This window comes from Saccharothrix sp. CB00851, from assembly GCF_001905065.1.
GTDB lineage: Bacteria > Actinomycetota > Actinomycetes > Mycobacteriales > Pseudonocardiaceae > Actinosynnema.
Genome location: NZ_LWLC01000013.1, coordinates 145,276 through 164,112 on the forward strand (window position 1 = coordinate 145,276; position 18,837 = coordinate 164,112).

Here is an 18,837-nt window from a genome sequence, read left to right on the forward strand (position 1 = left end):
CTCGGGTGCGTCACCGCTCACTGCTCGCGCAACCTACGCACCAGCAGCGAGTCCTCGCCGTGCCCTTCGAGGTCGTCCAGCACGATCGCGATGGCCTCGCGCACCACGCGTCCCCGGTCGACCGCCAAGCCGTGCTCGCCGCGCAACGCCAGCCGCGCGTGCTCCAGCGCCAGCAGCTCCTCGTCGGACACGTACACGGTGATCTTCGTGGAGTGCTTCTGCCGCCCGGTGCCACGCCGCTGCGCCGGTGGCTGCGACCCGGGCCCGTCGTCGGGCCGGTCACCGGTCGTGAGGCGGAACAGCTCGGACGCGCCCGGCAGGGATGGGCGTCGGGTCACCGGGCGATCACCTCGCGCGCCAACGCGCGGTAGGCCTTCGCGCCCGCCGAGCGCGGCGCCCAGCGGGTGATCGGCTCGCCGGCGACGGTCGTCTCCGGGAACCGGACGGTGCGGTTGATCACCGTGTCGAACACGACGTCGCCGAACGCCTCGACCACGCGCGCCATCACCTCGCGGGAGTGCAGGGTGCGCGGGTCGTACATGGTGGCGAGGATGCCGGTGATCTCCAGCTTCGGGTTCAACCGCTCCCTGACCTTCTCGATGGTGTCTATCAGCAGGGCGACCCCGCGCAGGCTGAAGAACTCGCACTCCAGCGGGATGAGGACGCCGTCAGCCGCCGCGAGGGCGTTGACCGTGAGCAGGCCGAGCGACGGCTGGCAGTCCACCAGCACGTAGTCGTAGTGCTCGATGACCGGGCGCAGCGTGCGGACCAGCGTGTGCTCCCGGCCCACCTCGGACACCAGCTGGATCTCCGCGGCGGACAGGTCGATGTTGCTGGGCAGCAGGTCCATGCCCTCGACCGGGGTCTGCATGATCACGTCGCCGACGCCGACGTCGCGCTCCATGATCACGTTGTAGATCGTCTGGTCGAGCTGGTGCGGGTGCACGCCCAAGCCCACCGACAGCGCGCCCTGCGGGTCGAAGTCGACCAGGAGCACCCGTCTGCCGTACTCGGTCAGCGCCGCGCCGAGGTTGATGGTGGACGTGGTCTTGCCGACCCCGCCCTTCTGGTTGCACACCGCGAGGATCTTCGCCGGGCCGTGCCGGGCGATCAGCGGTGGGTCGGCGACGTAGCGCAGCGGGCGGCCGGTCGGCCCGATGTCGCCCGCGACCTGTTCGGTCGCGTCTTCGTCCGCGGGTGCGGCGTGCGGGGCGAGGCTCAGCTCGACCGAGGCGCGCGGCACACCGGACGGTGGCGGGGGTGGTGGGGGTGCGCCCCACGGGTGGCCCGCGTGTTCCGGTGTCGACATCGCCTTCCCGATTCCTAGTCCTCTGCCTGGGCGCAGCCTAAGCACACCGAGGTCCAGCGGCAACGCGCCTCGCCGAAGCGCGGTGGATCGTTCTCAGCGCGTTCCCGTCGGGGGTCAGCTCGCGGTGACGGCCTGATCGCCGGCTTTGCGGCAGTTCCGCTCGGCCGCGCGGAGCACGACGTCGAGCAGGCCGGGGAACAGCTCGTCGAGGTCGTCACGCCGCAGCGACACCCACCGCTGGTTGCCGCGGGCCCTGGTGCGGGTGATGCCCGCTTCCCGCAGCACGCGCAGGTGCTGCGACAACGTGGACTTGGCGACGTCCACCAGCAGCGCGCCGCACAGGCGCTCGCCGTCGGCTTCGATCTGGCGCACCACGGCCAGCCGGGTCGGGTCGCTCAACGCGTGCAGCACCGCGCCCAGCTCGATCGCGGTGCGCTCGGGCTCGTCCAGGTTCGGCACCGGGTCGGCACCTCCAGCTCGTCGGGCTCATCGATGACGTGGGCGGGCGCCCGGTCGGGCGAGTCGCCCACGGTACCCGTGGCCGACTCATGTTCCACCCGATGCGCGAGGATGGGCGGTCGCGTAGACCTCGCGCAAGGTGTTGACGGTGACGAGCGTGTAGACCTGCGTCGTCGTCACGGACGCGTGGCCCAGCAGTTCCTGCACGACCCGCACGTCCGCTCCCCCTTCCAGCAGGTGGGTGGCGAACGAGTGCCTCAGCGTGTGCGGCGACACTTCGGCCTGGATACCGGCCCGTTCGGCCGCCGTCTTCAGCACGTGCCACGCCGTCTGCCGGGACAACCGCCCACCGCGGGCGTTGAGGAACAGGGCCGGCGTACCGCGTTTGGCCAGGCTGGGACGTGCGCGCACCAGATACGCGTCCAGAGCTTCCAACGCCGGCCGACCGACCGGCACGACCCGCTGCTTACCGCCCTTGCCGTCCAGGAGCACGGTGCGCTCGGCGGCATCGACATCGTCCACGTCCAGGCCGACCACCTCGGAGATCCGCGCGCCGGTCGAGTACAGCAGTTCCAGCAGGGCGCGGTCGCGCAGGTGGGCGGGGCTGTCGGCGGGGCTGCTCTCAAGGAGCTTCAGCACGTCGTCCACCGGCAGCGCTTTCGGTAGTCGGCGCGGCGTGGACGGCGGGTGGACGGCACGGGCGGGGTCGTGCGCCGTGAGGCCTTCGAGGTGGGCGAACTTGTGCAGGCCACGCACGGCGACCAGGGTGCGCGCGGCGGAGGAGGCGGCCAGCCCGGACTCGCGCAGGGTGGCGAGGAAGTCGCCGACCAGGGCTTCGGTGACGTCGGCCAGGTCGGCTACGCCCTTGGCGGTCAGGTGCTCGGCGTACCGACGCAGGTCCCGGCCGTACGAGTCGAGCGTGTTGCGCGCCGTGCCCCGTTCGACGGCGAGGTGGTCCAGGTAAGCGCTCATCGCACGCCCCGCCGGAGTCCCCTCCAAGGGCACGGCTGTGGTGTTCTTCGACATCTCGTGACGCTCTCCGGGGCTGGTGAAGCTTGAAAAACTGGAAAAGCATGTCCTCGCCGGACGGGCAGATCAGCAGGATGACATCCCCCGGTCCCGTCTCCGTCTTGTTCCGTTGGGAACTCCCGCTGGGTTGGTGGTCCCGGGCTCCGTGTCATCCCACCGACCTCCCTCCGGGCTACCACACGCGTCAAGAGGGCGCCCGAAGTTGGAGTATCAGGCAACGCTTGCACGACGCCCTCTTGACACGTGCGGTAGGGCTACGCCAGGTCGGCGGGATGACACGAACCCCTACCTCTGCAAAGCGACCGCACCCGCCCCGGGCCCGTTCGTCCCCGCGCTCGTCGGCGACCCCCGCGCGCTGTGCAACGGGCACGTCCTTCTCCCCAATAGGAGGGCTTCGTGTCATCCCGCCGACCTGGCGCAGCCTTACCGCACGTGTCAAGGGCGGCGCGTCCACCTTTGCCTCCTACTTCACTTCGGGCTCGCGCCGCCCTTGACACGTGTGGTAACCCGGAGGGAGGTCGGTGGGATGACACGNGCAAAGCGACCGCACCCGCCCCGGGCCCGTTCGTCCCCGCGCTCGTCGGCGACCCCCGCGCGCTGTGCAACGGGCACGTCCTTCTCCCCAATAGGAGGGCTTCGTGTCATCCCGCCGACCTGGCGCAGCCTTACCGCACGTGTCAAGGGCGGCGCGTCCACCTTTGCCTCCTACTTCACTTCGGGCTCGCGCCGCCCTTGACACGTGTGGTAACCCGGAGGGAGGTCGGTGGGATGACACGGAGTCCGGGACCACCAACCCAACCGGAGTTCCCAGCGGAACAAGGGAAGGACGGAACCGGGGGATGTCATCCTGCTGATCTGCCCGTCCGGCGAGGACGCTTTTCAAGCTTTCAAAGCTTTCAAAGCTTTCAAGCTTGTGAGCGCCTCCGGCGCTCCACAACCTCCAGCGGCACGTGCGGCATCCCGTGAACCTTCGCCACCTCCGCCTGCACGTTCACCTTGAGCACCAGCTCGGCCTCGCCCCACACGTCGTCGGCGTCCCGGACGATCTCCGCACCGGCCGCGGCGTGATGGCGACCCGGTATTCGTGGTTCTTCAGCTCTCGGGGGACTCCGACCAGCACCTCTGAAGCGTAGGTCGACCAGCGGGTTCCGGCCTGCCCGGCGGCGGGTGGCTGTTAGCGTTCCCCCTGTGTCGGAACCACACCAGGTGCGCATCGGCGACCAGCAGCGCGAAGAGGCGATCAGCGCGCTCAACGACCACTTCGCGGGCGGTCGCCTGGAGATCGGCGAGTACGAGCAGCGCGTCGGCTACGCGTCCGCGGCGCAGACCGCGCAGGAGCTGGCCGCCCTGTTCCACGACCTGCCGCAGCCGCACCCGCAGTTCCTGCCGCCCGGCTACCCGCCGACCGCCGGGTACGCCACCCCGCCGCCCGGTTTCCAGACGCCCGGCTTCCAGACGCCCGGTCAGGGCATCCCCGGCTACCCGCCGCCCGGCTACGCCGACCCGTCCCAGGGTTACGGCACGGCGTTCGGCTACCCGCCGCCCGGGTTCAACCCCAACGCGCCGTACGGCGTGGACCCGGTGACCGGTCAGCCGCTGTCGGACAAGTCGCGCATCGCGGCGGGCGTGCTGCAGCTGGCGCTGCCGTTCGGCATCGGCCGGTTCTACATCGGTGACACCGCGATCGGCATCGCGCAACTGCTGACCTGCGGCGGGTGCGGCATCTGGTCGTTGATCGACGGGATCATCCTGCTGGTCAACGGCGGCACGGACGGCCAGGGCCGCAAGCTACGCGACTAGGTTCCGCACGAGCATCCACGTCACGGCCAGCGCCACCACCGGCACGCCGACCTTCCGCGACACCGGCGGCGTCGGCCGCCCGGCCTGCGCCGCCCGGAACCACCGCACCCACAGCCAGGCCAGCAACGGCAGCCCGGCCACCAGCATCACGGCGTTGAACTGCCAAGCCGCCACCACGTCGCCGTGCAGCAGGGCGTGCACCATGCGCGTGGACCCGCACGCCGGGCACTGGATACCGGTCAACGCGTACAGCGGACAGGGTGGCAGCCACGACCCGGGCCGGTTGGGTTCCACGAACAACAGCACCCCACACCCACCCACCGCCGCCGCCGCGACCGCCAACGGACCCCGCACACTCACCATCATCCACCGCTCCCGAACACGGACACTCCCCGACGATGAGCTTCTCCTCGTACGCACGCCGGGCCGCCGACCCGACGGTGCCGCTGCCGCACCGCGCGTCGGCCTTCCGCTCCTGCGTGCGGAGGTTCCACGCGGCGCCTTACGCGGTCACCATGCGCTACCTGGAGCTGGTGGCGGGCCCGTTCGAACGCGACGAGCGGGCGCTGGCGGCCGCGCTCGAACTGCTGCACGTGCTGCGGGCACGGTGGAACGCGCACGTGGAGGCCTACGCGGCGGCGCGCCGAGCCGAGAAGCGGCAAGGTCTGCGCACACCACGCGGCGCCACACCGTTCGACCGCGAGTACCCCCGCCCGACGCTACCCGCCCTGCACCGAACCCCCGAACGTTAAACTCACCGGTCCTGAACGTAGGACACACGCGTTCCGAACGTAGGACTCTCGCGAGAGTCCTACGTTCACGCGTCGAGAGTCCTACGTCCAGGACACCCGAGTTCAACGCTCAGGAGCGACGGGCGGCGAACCGGGTCGGACGGTCACGGAACGGGGCGTCGGAGGGGCGCCCCGTCCCGCCACCGGTGACCACGGCGTGCGCGGCGAGCAGCCCGGACACGGCGGGGCCGTTGACGATCTCCCCGGCCAGGACCATGTCCACCGCCTCGGCCAACGGGAAGCGCTTCGCCTCCAGGTCGGCCTCCTCCTCGCCCTGCAGCTCGCGGTCCACCTCGGTGAGCCCGCGCGCCAGGAACACCCGCACCACCTCGTCGGTGAACCCCGGCGACACGGCGACGTCCACCAACGTCACCCACTCCGACGCCGCGAGCCCGACCTCCTCGGCCAGCTCACGCCGCGCCGCGTCCAGCGGCGCCTCGTCACCGCCGTCCAACAACCCGGCGGGCAGCTCCCAGAGCCGCCTGCCGAGCGGGTGCCGGTACTGGTCGATCAACACCACTTGACCGGCCTCGTCCAAGGCCACCACCGCCACCGCACCGAGGTGTTCCACCACCTCGCGCGACGCCGTTCCGCCACCAGGCATGGCGACCTCGTCCACCCGCAACGCGACGACGCGCCCGACGTGCACGTCGCGCGACGACACAGTCCCGAACTCGTGCCGAGGCGTCACTGCGCCGCCCCCGCCGTCTCGGGCAGCGGCAGCCGGTCGGCCAGCCGGTAGTCCAACGCCGCCTTCACGAACGCCGCGAACAGCGGGTGCGGGCGGGTCGGACGGGACTTCAGCTCCGGGTGCGCCTGCGTGGCCACGAAGAACGGGTGCACGTCGGCCGGCAGCTCGACGAACTCCACCAGCCGCCCGTCCGGCGACGTCCCGGAGAACACCAACCCGGCCGACGCCAGCCGGTCCCGGAACGCGTTGTTGACCTCGTACCGGTGCCGGTGCCGCTCGGACACCTCCAGCGACCCGTACGCGTTCGCCACCTGCGAGCCGGGCACCAGCGCGGCCGGGTACGCGCCGAGCCGCATCGTGCCGCCCATGTCCCGCTGCCCGGAGACGACGTCCTCCTGGTCGGCCATGGTGCTGATCACCGGCGACCCGGTGTCCTCGAACTCCGCCGAGTTCGCGTCCGCGATGCCCGCCAGGTTCCGCGCCGCCTCGATGACCAGGCACTGCAACCCCAGGCACAGGCCCAGCAGCGGGATGCCGCGGGTCCGGGCGTAGGTGATCGCGCCGATCTTGCCCTCGATGCCCCGCACCCCGAACCCGCCGGGGATGAGGATCGCGTCGAGCCCGGCCAGGGCGTGCGCCGCGCCGGACGCCGTCTGGCACTCGTCCGACGGCACCCACACGATCTCGACCTTGGTGCGGTGCGCGAACCCGCCCGCGCGCAGCGCCTCGGTCACCGACAGGTAGGCGTCGGGCAGGTCGACGTACTTGCCGACCAACCCGATCCGCACCTTCTCGGACGGGTTGTGCACGCGGTCGAGCAGGTCGCCCCACACGGTCCAGTCGACGTCGCGGAACGGCAGCCCGAGCCGCCGCACCACGTACGCGTCCAGGCCCTCGCCGTGCAGCACCTTGGGGATGTCGTAGATGGACCGCGCGTCCACCGCCGCCACCACGGCCTCGGTGTCCACGTCGCACATCAGGCCGATCTTGCGCTTCAACCCGTCCGGGATCTCCCGGTCGGCCCGGCACACGATCGCGTCGGGCTGGATGCCGATGTTGCGCAGCGCGGCCACGGAGTGCTGCGTCGGCTTGGTCTTCAGCTCACCCGAAGGCGCGAGGTAGGGCACCAGGGACACGTGCAGGAAGAACACGTTGTCCCGGCCCACGTCGTGCCGCACCTGCCGGCACGCCTCCAGGAACGGCAGCGACTCGATGTCGCCGACCGTGCCGCCGACCTCGGTGATCACCACGTCCGGGATGACGCCGTCGGCGTCCGGCTCGGCCATGGCCCGGATGCGCCGCTTGATCTCGTCGGTGATGTGCGGGATCACCTGGACGGTGTCGCCCAGGTACTCGCCGCGCCGCTCCTTGGCGATGACCTCGGAGTACACCTGCCCGGTGGTGACGTTCGCGTCACCGGACAGGTCACGCGCCAGGAACCGCTCGTAGTGGCCGATGTCGAGGTCGGTCTCCGCGCCGTCGTCGGTGACGAACACCTCGCCGTGCTGGAACGGGTTCATCGTGCCCGGGTCGACGTTCAGGTACGGGTCCAGCTTCTGCATGGTCACCCGGAGACCACGAGAGGTGAGCAGCTGTCCGAGGCTGGACGCGGTCAACCCCTTGCCGAGGGAGGACGCCACACCCCCGGTGACGAAAACGTGCTTGGTCGTACGTGCCTGCTGCACCAAGGAGGCTCCCCGTGGTCTGGATGTCCGCTAGGGGCAGGCCGCGGTGGTTCCGCACAGCTCAGCGCCCTGTCCACGGGCCCTAACGCTAACACGCCGCCGGTCACCCAGCGCGCCGGCGGGCACCCGAGCGTGTCACTCGGATGGACTAGGACCGATCGAACAGGCGATCACGGGCACGCGAACCACTCGCGAACCGGTCCGGAACACCCGGTTGCCGGCTCCAGAACCGCCCGGACTTCCCACCGAACACGCCGACCCTCCAACCCCTGCCGGACGCGACCACCCGAGCCTACCGGAAGTCCTGGCCGCTCAGCCCTCCACACCCGGCGCGGGTGCCTCGGCGTTGCCCGCCACCCCGTACCGGCCCGCCTTGCCCTCCAACTGCTCACGCAGCGCGAGCACCACCACCACGCGCCCCGCCGCCGTGTCCGCGTGGTCCACGGTGGACAGCACGGACGTCGCCGCCGTGTCCGCCCGCGCCACGCCGACCGCGCCCGTGCCCTCGGCCGACCCGCCACCACCGGCCAGCACCGCGCCCGCCCCGGACCGGTCGAGCTGGGTGGCGAACCGCGCCACCACCGCCGCCCGGTCGGCCACCGCGTCACCCGTCACCGCGCCCCCGGTCAGCACCACGGCGAGCTGCGCGGGCCGCAGCTCCTCGTCCGCCTTGACGAAACCCGAGCTGGACAGCCCGCCCAACGCCGCCGCCAGCTCGTCCGGCGTGCCCCGCGGCTGGTTGGTGCCCGGGTCGAGCAGCAGCACGGAGCCGAACAGCCCGCCCGCCCTGGTGCCGGGGTCGGCGCCGGTGGGCAGCCGGGTGCCCGCGGGTTGCAGCCGCGCGACCAGGTCGAGCAGCTGGTCGGCCTTGTCCGGGTCGGTGAACGACTCGGTGAGCTGCAGCTCTCCGGTCACGGTCGCGCCCGCGTCACGCAGCAGCCCGGTCACCGCGTCCCGGTCGTCGGGCCGGGCGTCGGCGGTGGTGACCAGCAGGACGGTCCGGTCGGCCAGCTGCCCCTTCACCGCCAGCGGGCCGACGGTGCCGGCGAACCGGTCGGCGTCGGCGAGCCGGGCGTCCAGGCCGTTGCGCTGCGCCTGCAGGTCGGCGACCTCCCGGCCCAACGCGCTGTTGTCGTCGTTGAGCCCGGACAGCAGCCGGCCGCTGATCGCGGTCGAGCCCAGCACCACCCCGACGGCGAGCGCGAGGAACACCGCGGTGATGGAGACGATGTGGTAGCGCAGCGAGATCACCCGAACAACCCCCTGAACCAGTCGACGACGGATCGGAACGCGTCGGCCGCGACGTCGACGTAGACGTGGCCGACCCCGGACACCGCGAGCGCGGACACCATCGCCGCCACGGCGGCCAGCACCAGCAGCGTGATCAGGCCGAGCGACACCCGGCCGCGGTGCAGGGTCGCCACGGCGTGGCCGTCCACCAGCTTGTTGCCGAGCTTGAGCCGGGTGAGGAACGTCGACGGGGTCGACCCGCAGTTGCCCCGGTCGAGGAACTCGCGCAGGCCGGCCTGCAGGCCCACGGTCACCACCAGCGTCGCGCCGTGCGCCTCGGCCAGCAGCAGCGCCAGGTCCTCGGCGTTGCCGGTCGCCGGGAACGTCACCGCGCCGATGCCCAGGTCCTGGATCCGCTCCAGGCCGGGCGCGTGGCCGTCGACCTGCGCGGGCACCACCACCTCCGAGCCCGACCGCAACGTCTCGGTGCCGATGGCGTCCGGGTCGCCGACGATGACGTCCGGTGCGAACCCGGCGTCGTGCAGGGTGTCCGCGCCCGCGTCCACGCCGAACAGCACCGGCCGGTACTCGCGGATGTACTTGCGCAGCTTGCGCAGCTCCTCGGCGTGCCGGGGACCGCCCGCGACGACCAGCACCTGCCGGTCGCGGATCGGCACCAGCAGCTCGGGCACGCCGACGCCGTCCAGCAGCAGCGCGCGCTCCCGGCGCAGGAACTCGATGGTGTTCGCGGAGAACGCCTCCAGCTGCGCGGCCATACCCGCCTTGGCCTCGATCATCGCGTCGGCGATCGACTCGGCGTTCTGCTCGACGCCGCGCGCGACCTCCTTCCCGCCGACGAACACGCCGCCCTCGTGCAGCCGCAGCTTCGTGCCGTCCCGGATCTCTCGCAGCACGGCCGTGCCGACGTTGTCGACCAGCGGGACACCCGCCTCCACCAGCAGCTCCGGGCCGAGGTTCGGGAACCGGCCGGAGATGGACGTCGACGCGTTGACCACGCCCACCACCCCCGCGTGCACCAGGGCCTCGGCGGTGCGGCGGTCGATGTCGACGTGGTCCAGGACCGCGACGTCACCGGGGCCGAGCCGGCGCAGCAGGTCGCCCGACCGGCGATCGACCCGCGCCACGCCGGTGACGCCTGGCAGTTCGTGGTGCGTGCGGCCGAGCAACCCGGAGAGCTTCATGAACCGATGGTGACTCACCTCGCCCGCGCGCCGCGGCCAACACGCCGAGCCGATCCGGGCTGGTCAGTGACACCACTAATCCACAGTGGACGGATTACCCCCGGTAGGGTGACGTCGTTCGTCGGCCGACGAACGGGGCACGCCGGGCAGCTCGGCCACCGGCGGCGCGACAGGTCCCGCCGGTGGCACGTCCAGCTCGGACACCGGGATGGCGATGCCGAACGGCGGCGTGTCGTCGTCGTCCACTTGGTACACCGCCACACCGGTGGGCCGCGGCACCCGCGCCGGCCAGTCGTGCGCCATCACCGCACCGGCGAGCAGCGCCAGCACACCCGAGCCGATCACCCACGTGCCGGTGCCGACGAACGTCTCCTGGGTGACGAACGATGCCGGCATCGCGCTCACACCGAACAGCGTCCGCAGCGTCTCCACCGCCGCCCACAGCGTGCCGACGGCGAGCCCGAAGCCCGCGAGCACGCCGAACCGGCCGATCGCCGCGAGCAGCGGCGTGCGCAGTTGCAGCAGCGCGCCGACCCCGGCGAGCACCGCCGCGAACACCAGTCCGTACCCGTAGACGGGGAAGTCGAACCCGGCACCCTCCGGCCTGTTCAGGGGCACCGGCTCTTCCACGTACTCCCACCCGGTGAGCGCGACCAGCCGGCTCACGTCGTTGGGCGACGGGCGGCCCGGACCCGGCCGCACCTCCGTCTCCAGCCCGTACAGCGGGAACAGCGAGCCCAGCACCACCAGGAGCGCTCCCGCACCGATGGTGATGACGACGATCGCGCGCCGGGTCATGTGGCCGTCCCCTCCGTGCTCGCCTGCCGCGGCCGGCGGACCGACCCCCACCCACCAGCAAAGCCGCGCCCAGCGTCGCCGCCAACGGCCGACCGGGTGCCGTTCCCCCGTCAGCGGCGGTCGTACTCCGACTCGGGGAGCTGCGCGACCTCCACCACCGGGATCCCGAACGGCGGGGTGTCGGTGTCGTCGGTGTCGGAAAGGTCGTCGTCCACCCGGTAGACCACCACGCCCTCGGGCTTCGGCTCGGGCCGCCTGCCGTGCAGCAGCACCGTCCCGACCACCGCGACCACCACCGCGGCGGCCATCAGCCAGATGCCCTCACCGACCTCCTCGATGAACAGCTCTTCGAGCGAGGGCCTGTTCGACGGCTCGGCGTCCGGATCGGCCTCCCGCTCGTCCACCGCCGCCGCGACCACGGTGCCGGTGGTCCACACGGAGCCCGCCAGCAGCGCCGTCCCGGCGACCGCGACGTACCGGGCGGCCAGGCGCTGGGCCTCGGGCAGCGCCACCAGCGCCGCCGCGATGGCCAGCAGCAGCGCCGCGCCCACGATCGACACCCCGAACTGCGGCGTCGTCTGGCTCAGCACCAGGTCGAAGTCGTCCGCCTTGGGGTCGTCCGACACCCGGTCGCTGACGATCTGCCACGACGTCGTGGTGAACCCGATCCGCCGGCCGCGGAACACGCTGCCCTGCCAGTACAACGGCAGGAACGTGCCGACGACGGCCGCGACACCCGCCACCACCAGCAGGACCGCACCGAGCACCCGTCTGCTCACTTCTTCTTCGCCTTGCGACGCACCACGGGAACGCTCTCCTTGTCCGCCTTCGCCGCCGCCAGCAGCTCCTCCGCGTGCGCACGGCCGGTGTCGGTGGAGTCCATGCCCGCGAGCATCCGCGCCAACTCGACCACCCGCTGCGATTCGTCCAGCTTCCGCACGCCGCTGCGCGTCAGCACACCGTCGGCGGTCTTGTCCACCACCAGGTGCCGATCGGCGAACGCGGCGACCTGCGGCAGGTGCGTGACCACGATGACCTGGTGGCTGCGCGCCAACCGGGCCAGCCTGCGGCCCACCTCGACCGCCGCCCGACCGCCGACACCGGCGTCGACCTCGTCGAACACCAGCGTGGGCACCGGGTCGGAGTGCGACAGCACGACCTCGAGCGCCAGCATCACCCGCGACAGCTCACCGCCGGACGCGCCCTTGTGCACCGGCAGCGCGGGCGCGCCGGGGTGCGCGATCAGCCGCAGCTCCACGTCGTCCACACCGCTGGACCCGGCGTGCAGCAGCTGCCCGCCCACCTTCAACGCCTGCGGGTCGCCCTGCTCGGCAACCCTGGGCCGCACCGCGACCTCCACCGTGGCGTGCGGCATGGCCAGGCCGGTCAGCTCGTCCGACACCGCCTTGCCCAGCTCCTCGGCGGCGGCGATCCGCTCGGCGGTCACCTGCTGCGCGTAGCCGGCCAGCTCGACGGCCAGCTCGTCGCGCCGGGCGGCCAGCGCCGCCAACGCCTCGTCGGACGTGTCGAGCCCGGCCAGTCGCGACGACGCGTCCTGCGCCCACGCGATCACGCCGTCCACGTCGGCGGCGTACTTGCGGGTCAACGACTTCAGCTCGGCCTGGCGGGCGAGCACCTGCCCCAGCCGCGCCGGGTCGGCGTCCAAGTGCTCCAGGTAGGACGCGATCTCCGCGCCCACGTCGGCCAGCAGCGTCTCCGCCTCCACCAGCCGGGGCTCCAGGTCGCGCAGCTTCGGGTCGTCCGACGCCGTCAGCCGTCGCCGGGCCTCGCCGATCAACCCCAGCGCGCCGGGCACGTCCGGGTCGCCGTCCGGGGAGCCCGACACCGCGTACTGCGCGCCGGACGCGGCCTCGCGCAACTGGTCTGCGTCGGCGAGCCGGCGTGCCTCGGCGACCAGCTCCTCGTCCTCGCCCGGCTTCGGGTCGATCGCGGAGATCTCGGCCAGGCCGTGCCGCAGCATTTCGGCCTCGCGCGCCAACTCGTGCGACCGCGCGGTGCGCTCGGTCAGCTCGGTGGCCACCCGCAGCCACTCGTCGCGCACCTTCCGGTACGCGCGCAGCGGCTCGGCGACCTCGTCACCGGCGAACCGGTCGAGCACCGACCGCTGCTCGGTGGGCCGCAGCAGCCTCAGCTGGTCGTTCTGCCCGTGCACCGCCAGCAGCTGCTCGGCCAGCTCGGACAACACGCCGACCGGCACCGACCGGCCACCCAGATGGGCCCGGGACCGCCCGTCCGCGCCGACGGTGCGGATCGCGATCACGCTGCCGTCGTCGTCGGGCTCGCCGCCGACCTCCTCGGCGACCTTCGCCGCCGGGCTGCCCGCGGGCGCGACGAACCGCCCTTCGACCACCGCCTTGTCCGCGCCGTTGCGCACGCGGGACGCCTCGGCCCGGCCACCGCCCAACAGGTGGAGCCCGGTGACGACCATGGTCTTGCCCGCGCCGGTCTCGCCCGTCACCACGGTGAAACCGGCATCGAGCTCAAGGGTGGCCTCGTCGATCACACCGAGGCCCTGGATGCGCATCTCGGCCAGCACGCCCGGAACACTACTGGGCGACGCGGGCAAAGCGTGTGCTCGGGGGCGGGTGTTCTCCTGTTGATCACACCGTCACTTGGCCGACGGGCCGCGCCACCCCTGCACCGGCAGCTCGAACTTCTCCACCAACCGGTCGGTGAACGGACCGGGCCGCAGCCGCACCAGCCGCAACGGGGTGCTGCCGCCGACCACCTCGACCCGCGCGCCCGGCGGCAGGTTCACCGTGCGGCGACCGTCCGCGCACAGCACCGCGGGATGCCCCTCGGGGTCCACCTCCAGCGCCACCACGGACGCCGGCGACACGACCAGCGGCCGGGCGAACAGGGCGTGCGCGTTGCTCGGCACCACCAGCAGCGCCTGCACGTCCGGCCACACCACCGGCCCGCCCGCGGAGAACGCGTACGCCGTCGACCCGGTCGGGGTCGCCACCAGCACGCCGTCGCAGCCGAACGCCGACACCGGCCGCCCGTCCACCTCCACCACGACGTCCAGGATCCGTTCCCGGGTGCTCTTCTCCACGCTGGCCTCGTTGAGCGCCCACGTGCCCTCCAGCACCTCGCCGTCGACCGACGCGGTGATGTCGAGCGTCATCCGCTCCTCGACCTCGTAGTCCCGGTCGATGACGTGCGTGATCGCCTCGTACAGCGCGTCGGAGTCGGCCTCGGCCAGGAAACCGACCCGGCCCAGGTTCACCCCGAGCACCGGCACGCCCGCCGACCGCGCCAGCTCCGCCGCGCGCAGCAGCGTGCCGTCACCGCCGAGCACGAACACCAACTCGGTGCCCTCGGCGGCCTTCTCGTCGGCCAGCACGACCTGCGTGAAGCACGACGGGTCCAGCTCCGGCGCCTCGTCCTCCAGCACCCGCAGCTTCACCCCGCCCGCCGCGAACCGCGCCGCGACTTCCTGCGCCACCAGCACGTTGCTGCGCCGCCCGGTGTGGACGACCAGCAGGATCTCCCTCGTCACCGGATCCTTGGTCACTGGGGTCCTTCCGCTACGGCGGCGCGCACGAGCGCGGTGGCGTCGGCCGCGTCGAGGGCCTCACCCCGGCGCAGCCAGACGAAGAACTCGACGTTGCCCGACGGGCCGGGCAGCGGGCTCGCGGTGACGCCGTGCAGGCGCAGGCCGAGCCCGGCGGCGGACGCGACGACGTCCAGCACCGCCTCGGCGCGCAGCTCCGGGTCACGCACCACACCACCCGAACCGAGGCGTTCCTTCCCGACCTCGAACTGGGGTTTCACCATCGGCAGCAGATCGCCCTCCTCGTCGAGGCACGCGGCCAGCGCGGGCAGCACCAGCCTCAACGAGATGAACGACAGATCGGCCACCACCAGTTCAACCGGGCCACCGATGTCCTCGGGCGTCAACGACCGCACGTTCGTCTTGTCCTTGACCACGACCCGGTCGTCGGTGCGCAACCGCCAGTCCAGCAGACCCCGGCCGACATCGGCCGCGACGACCTGCCGTGCGCCGGCGCGCAGCAGCACGTCGGTGAAGCCGCCGGTGGACGCACCCGCGTCCAGGCACCGCCTGCCCTTGACGTCGACGCCGTCGAACACCTCCAGCGCGCCGACGAGCTTGTGCGCGCCCCGCGAGGCGTAGTTCGGGTCGTCGGTCTCGCGGACCACCAGCGCGGTGTCCAGCTCGACGGCGGTGGCGGGTTTCGTGGCCACGGTGCCGCGCACGGTCACCCGGCCCTCGGCGACGAGCTGGCTCGCGTGCTCCCGTGACCTGGCCAGCCCGCGGCGGACCAGTTCGGCGTCCAGCCGAGCCCTGCGAGGCACCGGTCAGACCTTGTCGATGCTGGAGAGCGCGGCCGTCAACGCCGTGTGCGCGTCGTCGAACCGGGCCACGTGCTCGACCACGTCCAGCGCGTCCAGGCCGTCGAGACCGGCGAGGGCGTCGTCGATCCCGGCCACGGGGTCACGCGGCGGGCCGGGGAGGGGAACCTCGAAGCTCACAGGATTCAAGGTAGCCGATGCAGCACCGACAGGTCGGCAGCCACGTAGGTCGGCCGGCGGTCCTCCGGCAGCGCGTTCGCCTCCGCTTCGGTGGACACGCCGGTGAGCACCAGCAGCGAGTCCATGCCCGCGTTCACCGCGCCCGCAATGTCGGTGTCCAGCCGGTCACCCACGACCAGCGGCCGTTGCGCGCCCGCCGACTTCGCCGCCTGCTCCAGCAGCGGCGTCGCGGGCTTGCCCGCCACCAGTGGTTCCGCGCCGGTCGCCGTCCGCAGCGCCGCGACCAGCGAGCCGTTGCCGGGCAGCAGGCCGCGTTCGGTGGGCAGGGTGGCGTCCACGTTGCAGGCGATCCAATGCGCGCCGCCCTGGCGGATCGCGACACACGCCTCGGCCAGCTCACGCCAGCCCAGGTCCTGCGACAGGCCCTGGACGACCGCCTGGGCGTGCTCGGCGGTCCGCGTCGGCTCGTAGCCGCGCAGCCGCACCTGCTCGGCCAACGCGTCCGTGCCGAGGACCAGCACGTGCGCGCCCCGCGGCACCAGGTCCAGCAGCATCGCCGCGCCCGCCTGCGCGCTCGTGCTCACCTCGCCCAGCGCGGCGTCGAACCCCAACTCGGCCAGGTGCTCGGCCACCGTCTCCGGCGACCGGGACGCGTTGTTGGTGACGAACCGGATGCCCGTGCCGTGCTCGCGGGCGGCGGCGACCGCCTCGACGGCACCCGGCACCGCCTCCTGCCCCCGGTAGACCGTGCCGTCGAGGTCCAGCAGCAGGGCGTCGTAGCGGTCCAGCAGCACAGGCGTCTCCGTTCGGGAGTCTTCCGGTCGTGAACAGTCTGAAGGCTCGGCACCGGGTGGTGCCGAGCCTTCAGCTGTGACTTCGGTATCGCTTCAGTCCCGCGAGCTCAGTCCTGCGGGCTGAGGTCGAACGCGCGCTCGGCGGCGTCGGTCTCGTTGTCGTCGTCGGCCTGCGCGGCGTTGAGGAACCACTTCACGGCCTCCTCGGTGCGGCCGGCCGCCTCCAGGTTGTCCGCGTAGGCGTAGAACAGACGCGCGCTCCACGGGTCCCGCCGCTTGGCGTCCAGGTCGTCGCCCTGCAATGCCACCACGGCCGCGTCCAGCTGCCCCATGTCCCGCCGGGCACCGGCCGCGACGATCCGCAGCTCCACCGCCTCGTCCGGGGACAGCACCAGCCCTTGCGCCTCACGGGCCAGCTCGATGGCCCGCTCCGGACGCCCCAGCGCCCGCTCGCAGTCCGCCATCACCGCGATGTGCCCCGCGCCGTGCGACATGCGCCGTGCGGCCCGCAGCTCGGACAGCGCCTCGGCCCACTCACCGGCGTGGTAGGCGGCCAACCCGGCAGCCTCCCGGACCACCGCGACCCGCGCCGCCTTCGACCGCGCGTACCGCGCGTGCTCCAGCGCCAACTCCGGCTCGCTGTCGATGAGCATGCCCGCCGCCGCCAGGTGCCGACCCACGATCTCGGCCAGGCCCTTGGGCAGCCCGCGCAGCTCCTGCTTCACCTCGGGGTCGAGGATGGAGATGTCGGCGTCCTCGGGCAGCTCAGGCGTCCGGGCCCGGGTGAACACACGCTCGTCTGCGTCACCTTCGACCGCCGCCGCGACCTCACCGGCCGCCACAGCCCCACCGGACTCGGCGTCCTCCTCCGCCTCGACCGCGGCCTCGTCACCGCTCTCGTCGCCGGCTTCGGCCTCCGCCGACTCCTCAGCGCCAACCCGATCAGCGCCAACGACCTCGACGCCGACCGCCTCGACCTGGACCACCACGTCGGCGTCGACCGCGTCGACAGCCGTCACGTCGGCCGCCGTCGCATCGGCGGCAGTCACCTCGGCGGCAGTCACCTCGACCGGAGTCACCTCGACCTCGGCCGCGGTGTCCTCACCGACCGCCTGGTCATCGGCCTGGGCGACCCGCTCCTGGAACCGCGCGGCCCGTTCACGGCTGCGCTCATCCCGCCGGTCGTTCCCGGGCTTGTCGTGAGCCGGCTTGTCGTACCGGGGCCGGTCATCGCGACGCTGGTAGCCACCGGACCGGTTGTCGTCCCGACGCGGGTAGCCGGAACGCTCCCCACCTCGCTCGTCCCGCCGCTGATAACCACCACGGTCACCGCTCGGCCGGTCGTCCCGCCGCTGGTAGCCATCCCGGTCGCCACCGGACCGGTCATCACGCCGCTGGTAACCACCACGGTCACTGCCGCCACGGTCATCCCGACGCGGGTAGCTGGGCCGGTCACCGCTGCCGGCGCGGTCGTCACGCGGCCGGTACTCACGACGTTCGCCGCCGCGCTCCCCACCACGGTCATCCCGCCGCTGGTAACCACCACGGTCACCACCGGGCCGGTCATCGCGACGCTGGTAGCCACCGGACCGGTTGTCGTCCCGACGCGGGTAGCCGGAACGCTCTCCACCCCGATCGTCGCGCCGCTGGTAACCACCGCGATCCCCACCGCGGTCGTCCCTGCGCTGGTAACCACCACGGTCGCTGCCGCCCCGGTCGTCCCGACGCGGATATCCGCCACGGTCGCCACTGGGCCGGTCACTGCTCCAACGGTCATCGCGGCGCGGGTAGCCGGAACGCTCCCCACCCCGATCGTCCCGACGCTGGTAACCACCGCGCTCGCCACCCCGGTCGTCCCGGCGCGGGTAGCTGGGCCGGTCACCGCTCGGCCGGTCGTCGCGACGCTGGTAGCCACCGCGCTCGCCCCGATCGGAACCACCGCGGTCGTCCCGCCGGTCGTAACGGGGACGCTCACCCCGGCTGTCGTCGCGCCGGAACCCGCCCCGATCACCGGTGCGGTCGTCGCGACGGGGTGCGCCACCGCGGTCATCGCGGCGCGGGTAGCTCGGCCGGTCGCCGGAATCCCGGCGGAAGCCACCACCCCGGTTGTCGTCCCGGCGCGGAGCACCGCCACGGTCGTCACGGGGCTTGTCGTAGCGAGGACGCTCGCCTCGGTTGTCATCGCGCCGGTCGGCACCACGAGGCTTGTCGTAGCTCGGCCGGTCGTCCCGGCGCGGATAGCCGCCACTCGACCGCTCACCCGTGCCACGGGCGTCACGGCCACCAGCACTCGGCTTGCGGCTTCCCTGGGCGCGGCCACCGTCGTCGGATCGGCGCGGTCGGTCTCCCTGGCCACGCTGACGGTCGCCGGGTCGATCCCCGAACCTGGACACTAACTTCCTCCTACTGTGGACACGCCGAAAGGGCCTGCGGTTTGGAGCACAAAACGATGTGCCCCCACCACAAGCCCTTTCAGGGAAAAATTGTTCGGCGGCGTCCTACTCTCCCACACCCTCACGAGTGCAGTACCA

Annotated in this window: 20 protein-coding genes; 3 read left to right on the forward strand and 17 right to left on the reverse strand. The window is 72.4% G+C overall.

The annotated features are described in order from the left end of the window. Positions 1–17: 17 nt before the first annotated feature. The 4 genes from A6A25_RS15910 to xerD form a co-directional block, all read right to left on the reverse strand. Positions 18–338, reverse strand: coding sequence for a hypothetical protein (locus tag A6A25_RS15910; protein WP_073890526.1), 321 nt, complete (start codon positions 336–338; stop codon positions 18–20). Beyond that, on the reverse strand, positions 335–1,309 hold the full coding sequence (locus tag A6A25_RS15915; RefSeq protein WP_198932718.1) for a ParA family protein: 975 nt from the start codon (positions 1,307–1,309) through the stop codon (positions 335–337). The genes A6A25_RS15910 and A6A25_RS15915 overlap by 4 nt, the downstream gene beginning before the upstream one ends. Before the next feature lie 114 nt (positions 1,310–1,423). Beyond that, positions 1,424–1,768, reverse strand: a complete 345-nt coding sequence (locus A6A25_RS15920) for an ArsR/SmtB family transcription factor (RefSeq protein ID WP_073890528.1) — start codon at positions 1,766–1,768, stop codon at positions 1,424–1,426. An 87-nt stretch (positions 1,769–1,855) separates the two neighbouring features. Further along, positions 1,856–2,740, reverse strand: coding sequence for a site-specific tyrosine recombinase XerD (gene xerD, locus A6A25_RS15925; protein ID WP_073890529.1), 885 nt, complete (start codon positions 2,738–2,740; stop codon positions 1,856–1,858). 1,245 nt (positions 2,741–3,985) lie between these two features. Here xerD and A6A25_RS15930 point away from each other — a divergent pair. After that, entirely contained in the window at positions 3,986–4,597 is a 612-nt protein-coding gene (locus A6A25_RS15930; RefSeq protein ID WP_073890530.1) for a DUF1707 domain-containing protein, read from the forward strand. Here A6A25_RS15930 and A6A25_RS15935 read toward each other — a convergent pair. Further along, entirely contained in the window at positions 4,586–4,960 is a 375-nt protein-coding gene (locus A6A25_RS15935) for a DUF2752 domain-containing protein (RefSeq protein ID WP_241828739.1), read from the reverse strand. The two genes, A6A25_RS15930 and A6A25_RS15935, sit on opposite strands and share 12 nt — an antisense overlap. A gap of 35 nt (positions 4,961–4,995) precedes the next feature. Between A6A25_RS15935 and A6A25_RS15940 the strand changes: the two genes are divergently transcribed. Next, positions 4,996–5,349, forward strand: coding sequence for a hypothetical protein (locus A6A25_RS15940; RefSeq protein WP_073890532.1), 354 nt, complete (start codon positions 4,996–4,998; stop codon positions 5,347–5,349). A 109-nt stretch (positions 5,350–5,458) separates the two neighbouring features. On the opposite strand, the gene A6A25_RS15945 is transcribed toward A6A25_RS15940, so the two are convergent. The 12 genes from A6A25_RS15945 to A6A25_RS44030 all read right to left on the reverse strand — a co-directional run bounded on the left by A6A25_RS15945 (position 5,459) and on the right by A6A25_RS44030 (position 17,355). Then, entirely contained in the window at positions 5,459–6,079 is a 621-nt protein-coding gene (locus A6A25_RS15945) for an NUDIX domain-containing protein (protein ID WP_073890533.1), read from the reverse strand. Continuing rightward, positions 6,076–7,767: a CTP synthase gene (locus A6A25_RS15950; RefSeq protein ID WP_143193189.1), complete on the reverse strand. Its 1,692-nt coding sequence runs from the start codon at positions 7,765–7,767 to the stop codon at positions 6,076–6,078. Before A6A25_RS15950 ends, A6A25_RS15945 begins: the two co-directional genes overlap by 4 nt. Positions 7,768–8,076: 309 nt before the next feature. Next, entirely contained in the window at positions 8,077–9,015 is a 939-nt protein-coding gene (locus tag A6A25_RS15955; RefSeq protein WP_073890535.1) for a copper transporter, read from the reverse strand. Then, positions 9,012–10,196: a putative cytokinetic ring protein SteA gene (gene steA / locus A6A25_RS15960; protein ID WP_073890536.1), complete on the reverse strand. Its 1,185-nt coding sequence runs from the start codon at positions 10,194–10,196 to the stop codon at positions 9,012–9,014. The genes A6A25_RS15955 and steA overlap by 4 nt, the downstream gene beginning before the upstream one ends. 75 nt (positions 10,197–10,271) lie before the next feature. Further along, positions 10,272–10,994 (reverse strand): hypothetical protein, encoded by a 723-nt coding sequence (locus tag A6A25_RS15965; protein ID WP_073890537.1) that lies wholly within the window; start codon positions 10,992–10,994, stop codon positions 10,272–10,274. 110 nt (positions 10,995–11,104) lie between these two features. Next, positions 11,105–11,773, reverse strand: coding sequence for a hypothetical protein (locus tag A6A25_RS15970; RefSeq protein ID WP_073890538.1), 669 nt, complete (start codon positions 11,771–11,773; stop codon positions 11,105–11,107). Then, the gene (gene recN / locus A6A25_RS15975; protein ID WP_073890539.1) at positions 11,770–13,551 is read right to left on the reverse strand and encodes a DNA repair protein RecN; all 1,782 of its coding nucleotides are present in this window, start codon (positions 13,549–13,551) and stop codon (positions 11,770–11,772) included. The genes A6A25_RS15970 and recN overlap by 4 nt, the downstream gene beginning before the upstream one ends. A 72-nt stretch (positions 13,552–13,623) precedes the next feature. Then, positions 13,624–14,517 (reverse strand): NAD kinase, encoded by an 894-nt coding sequence (locus tag A6A25_RS15980; protein WP_073890595.1) that lies wholly within the window; start codon positions 14,515–14,517, stop codon positions 13,624–13,626. Positions 14,518–14,528: 11 nt separating this feature from the next. Next, positions 14,529–15,335, reverse strand: coding sequence for a TlyA family RNA methyltransferase (locus tag A6A25_RS15985; RefSeq protein WP_073890542.1), 807 nt, complete (start codon positions 15,333–15,335; stop codon positions 14,529–14,531). Between the two features lie 3 nt (positions 15,336–15,338). After that, positions 15,339–15,512: a hypothetical protein gene (locus A6A25_RS15990; protein WP_181320489.1), complete on the reverse strand. Its 174-nt coding sequence runs from the start codon at positions 15,510–15,512 to the stop codon at positions 15,339–15,341. Positions 15,513–15,517: 5 nt separating this feature from the next. Then, entirely contained in the window at positions 15,518–16,306 is a 789-nt protein-coding gene (locus A6A25_RS15995; protein WP_073890548.1) for an HAD-IIA family hydrolase, read from the reverse strand. Positions 16,307–16,413: 107 nt separating this feature from the next. Continuing rightward, positions 16,414–17,355, reverse strand: a complete 942-nt coding sequence (locus A6A25_RS44030; protein WP_158073741.1) for a hypothetical protein — start codon at positions 17,353–17,355, stop codon at positions 16,414–16,416. A 150-nt stretch (positions 17,356–17,505) separates the two neighbouring features. Between A6A25_RS44030 and A6A25_RS44035 the strand changes: the two genes are divergently transcribed. Further along, positions 17,506–18,702 carry a hypothetical protein gene (locus A6A25_RS44035; RefSeq protein ID WP_158073742.1) on the forward strand — a complete coding sequence of 399 codons (1,197 nt, stop codon included), beginning with the start codon at positions 17,506–17,508 and terminating at the stop codon, positions 18,700–18,702. Positions 18,703–18,837 lie beyond the last annotated feature (135 nt).

Bases quoted from the DNA above. Each gene is read 5' to 3' on its own strand.
- A6A25_RS15915 (WP_198932718.1), bottom strand. From the start codon at position 1,309: ATGTCGACACCGGAACACGCGGGCCACCCGTGGGGCGCACCCCCACCA.
- xerD (WP_073890529.1), bottom strand. From the start codon at position 2,740: ATGAGCGCTTACCTGGACCACCTCGCCGTCGAACGGGGCACGGCGCGC.
- A6A25_RS15935 (WP_241828739.1), bottom strand. From the start codon at position 4,960: ATGGTGAGTGTGCGGGGTCCGTTGGCGGTCGCGGCGGCGGCGGTGGGT.
- A6A25_RS15940 (WP_073890532.1), top strand. From the start codon at position 4,996: ATGAGCTTCTCCTCGTACGCACGCCGGGCCGCCGACCCGACGGTGCCG.
- steA (WP_073890536.1), bottom strand. From the start codon at position 10,196: ATGAAGCTCTCCGGGTTGCTCGGCCGCACGCACCACGAACTGCCAGGC.
- A6A25_RS15965 (WP_073890537.1), bottom strand. From the start codon at position 10,994: ATGACCCGGCGCGCGATCGTCGTCATCACCATCGGTGCGGGAGCGCTC.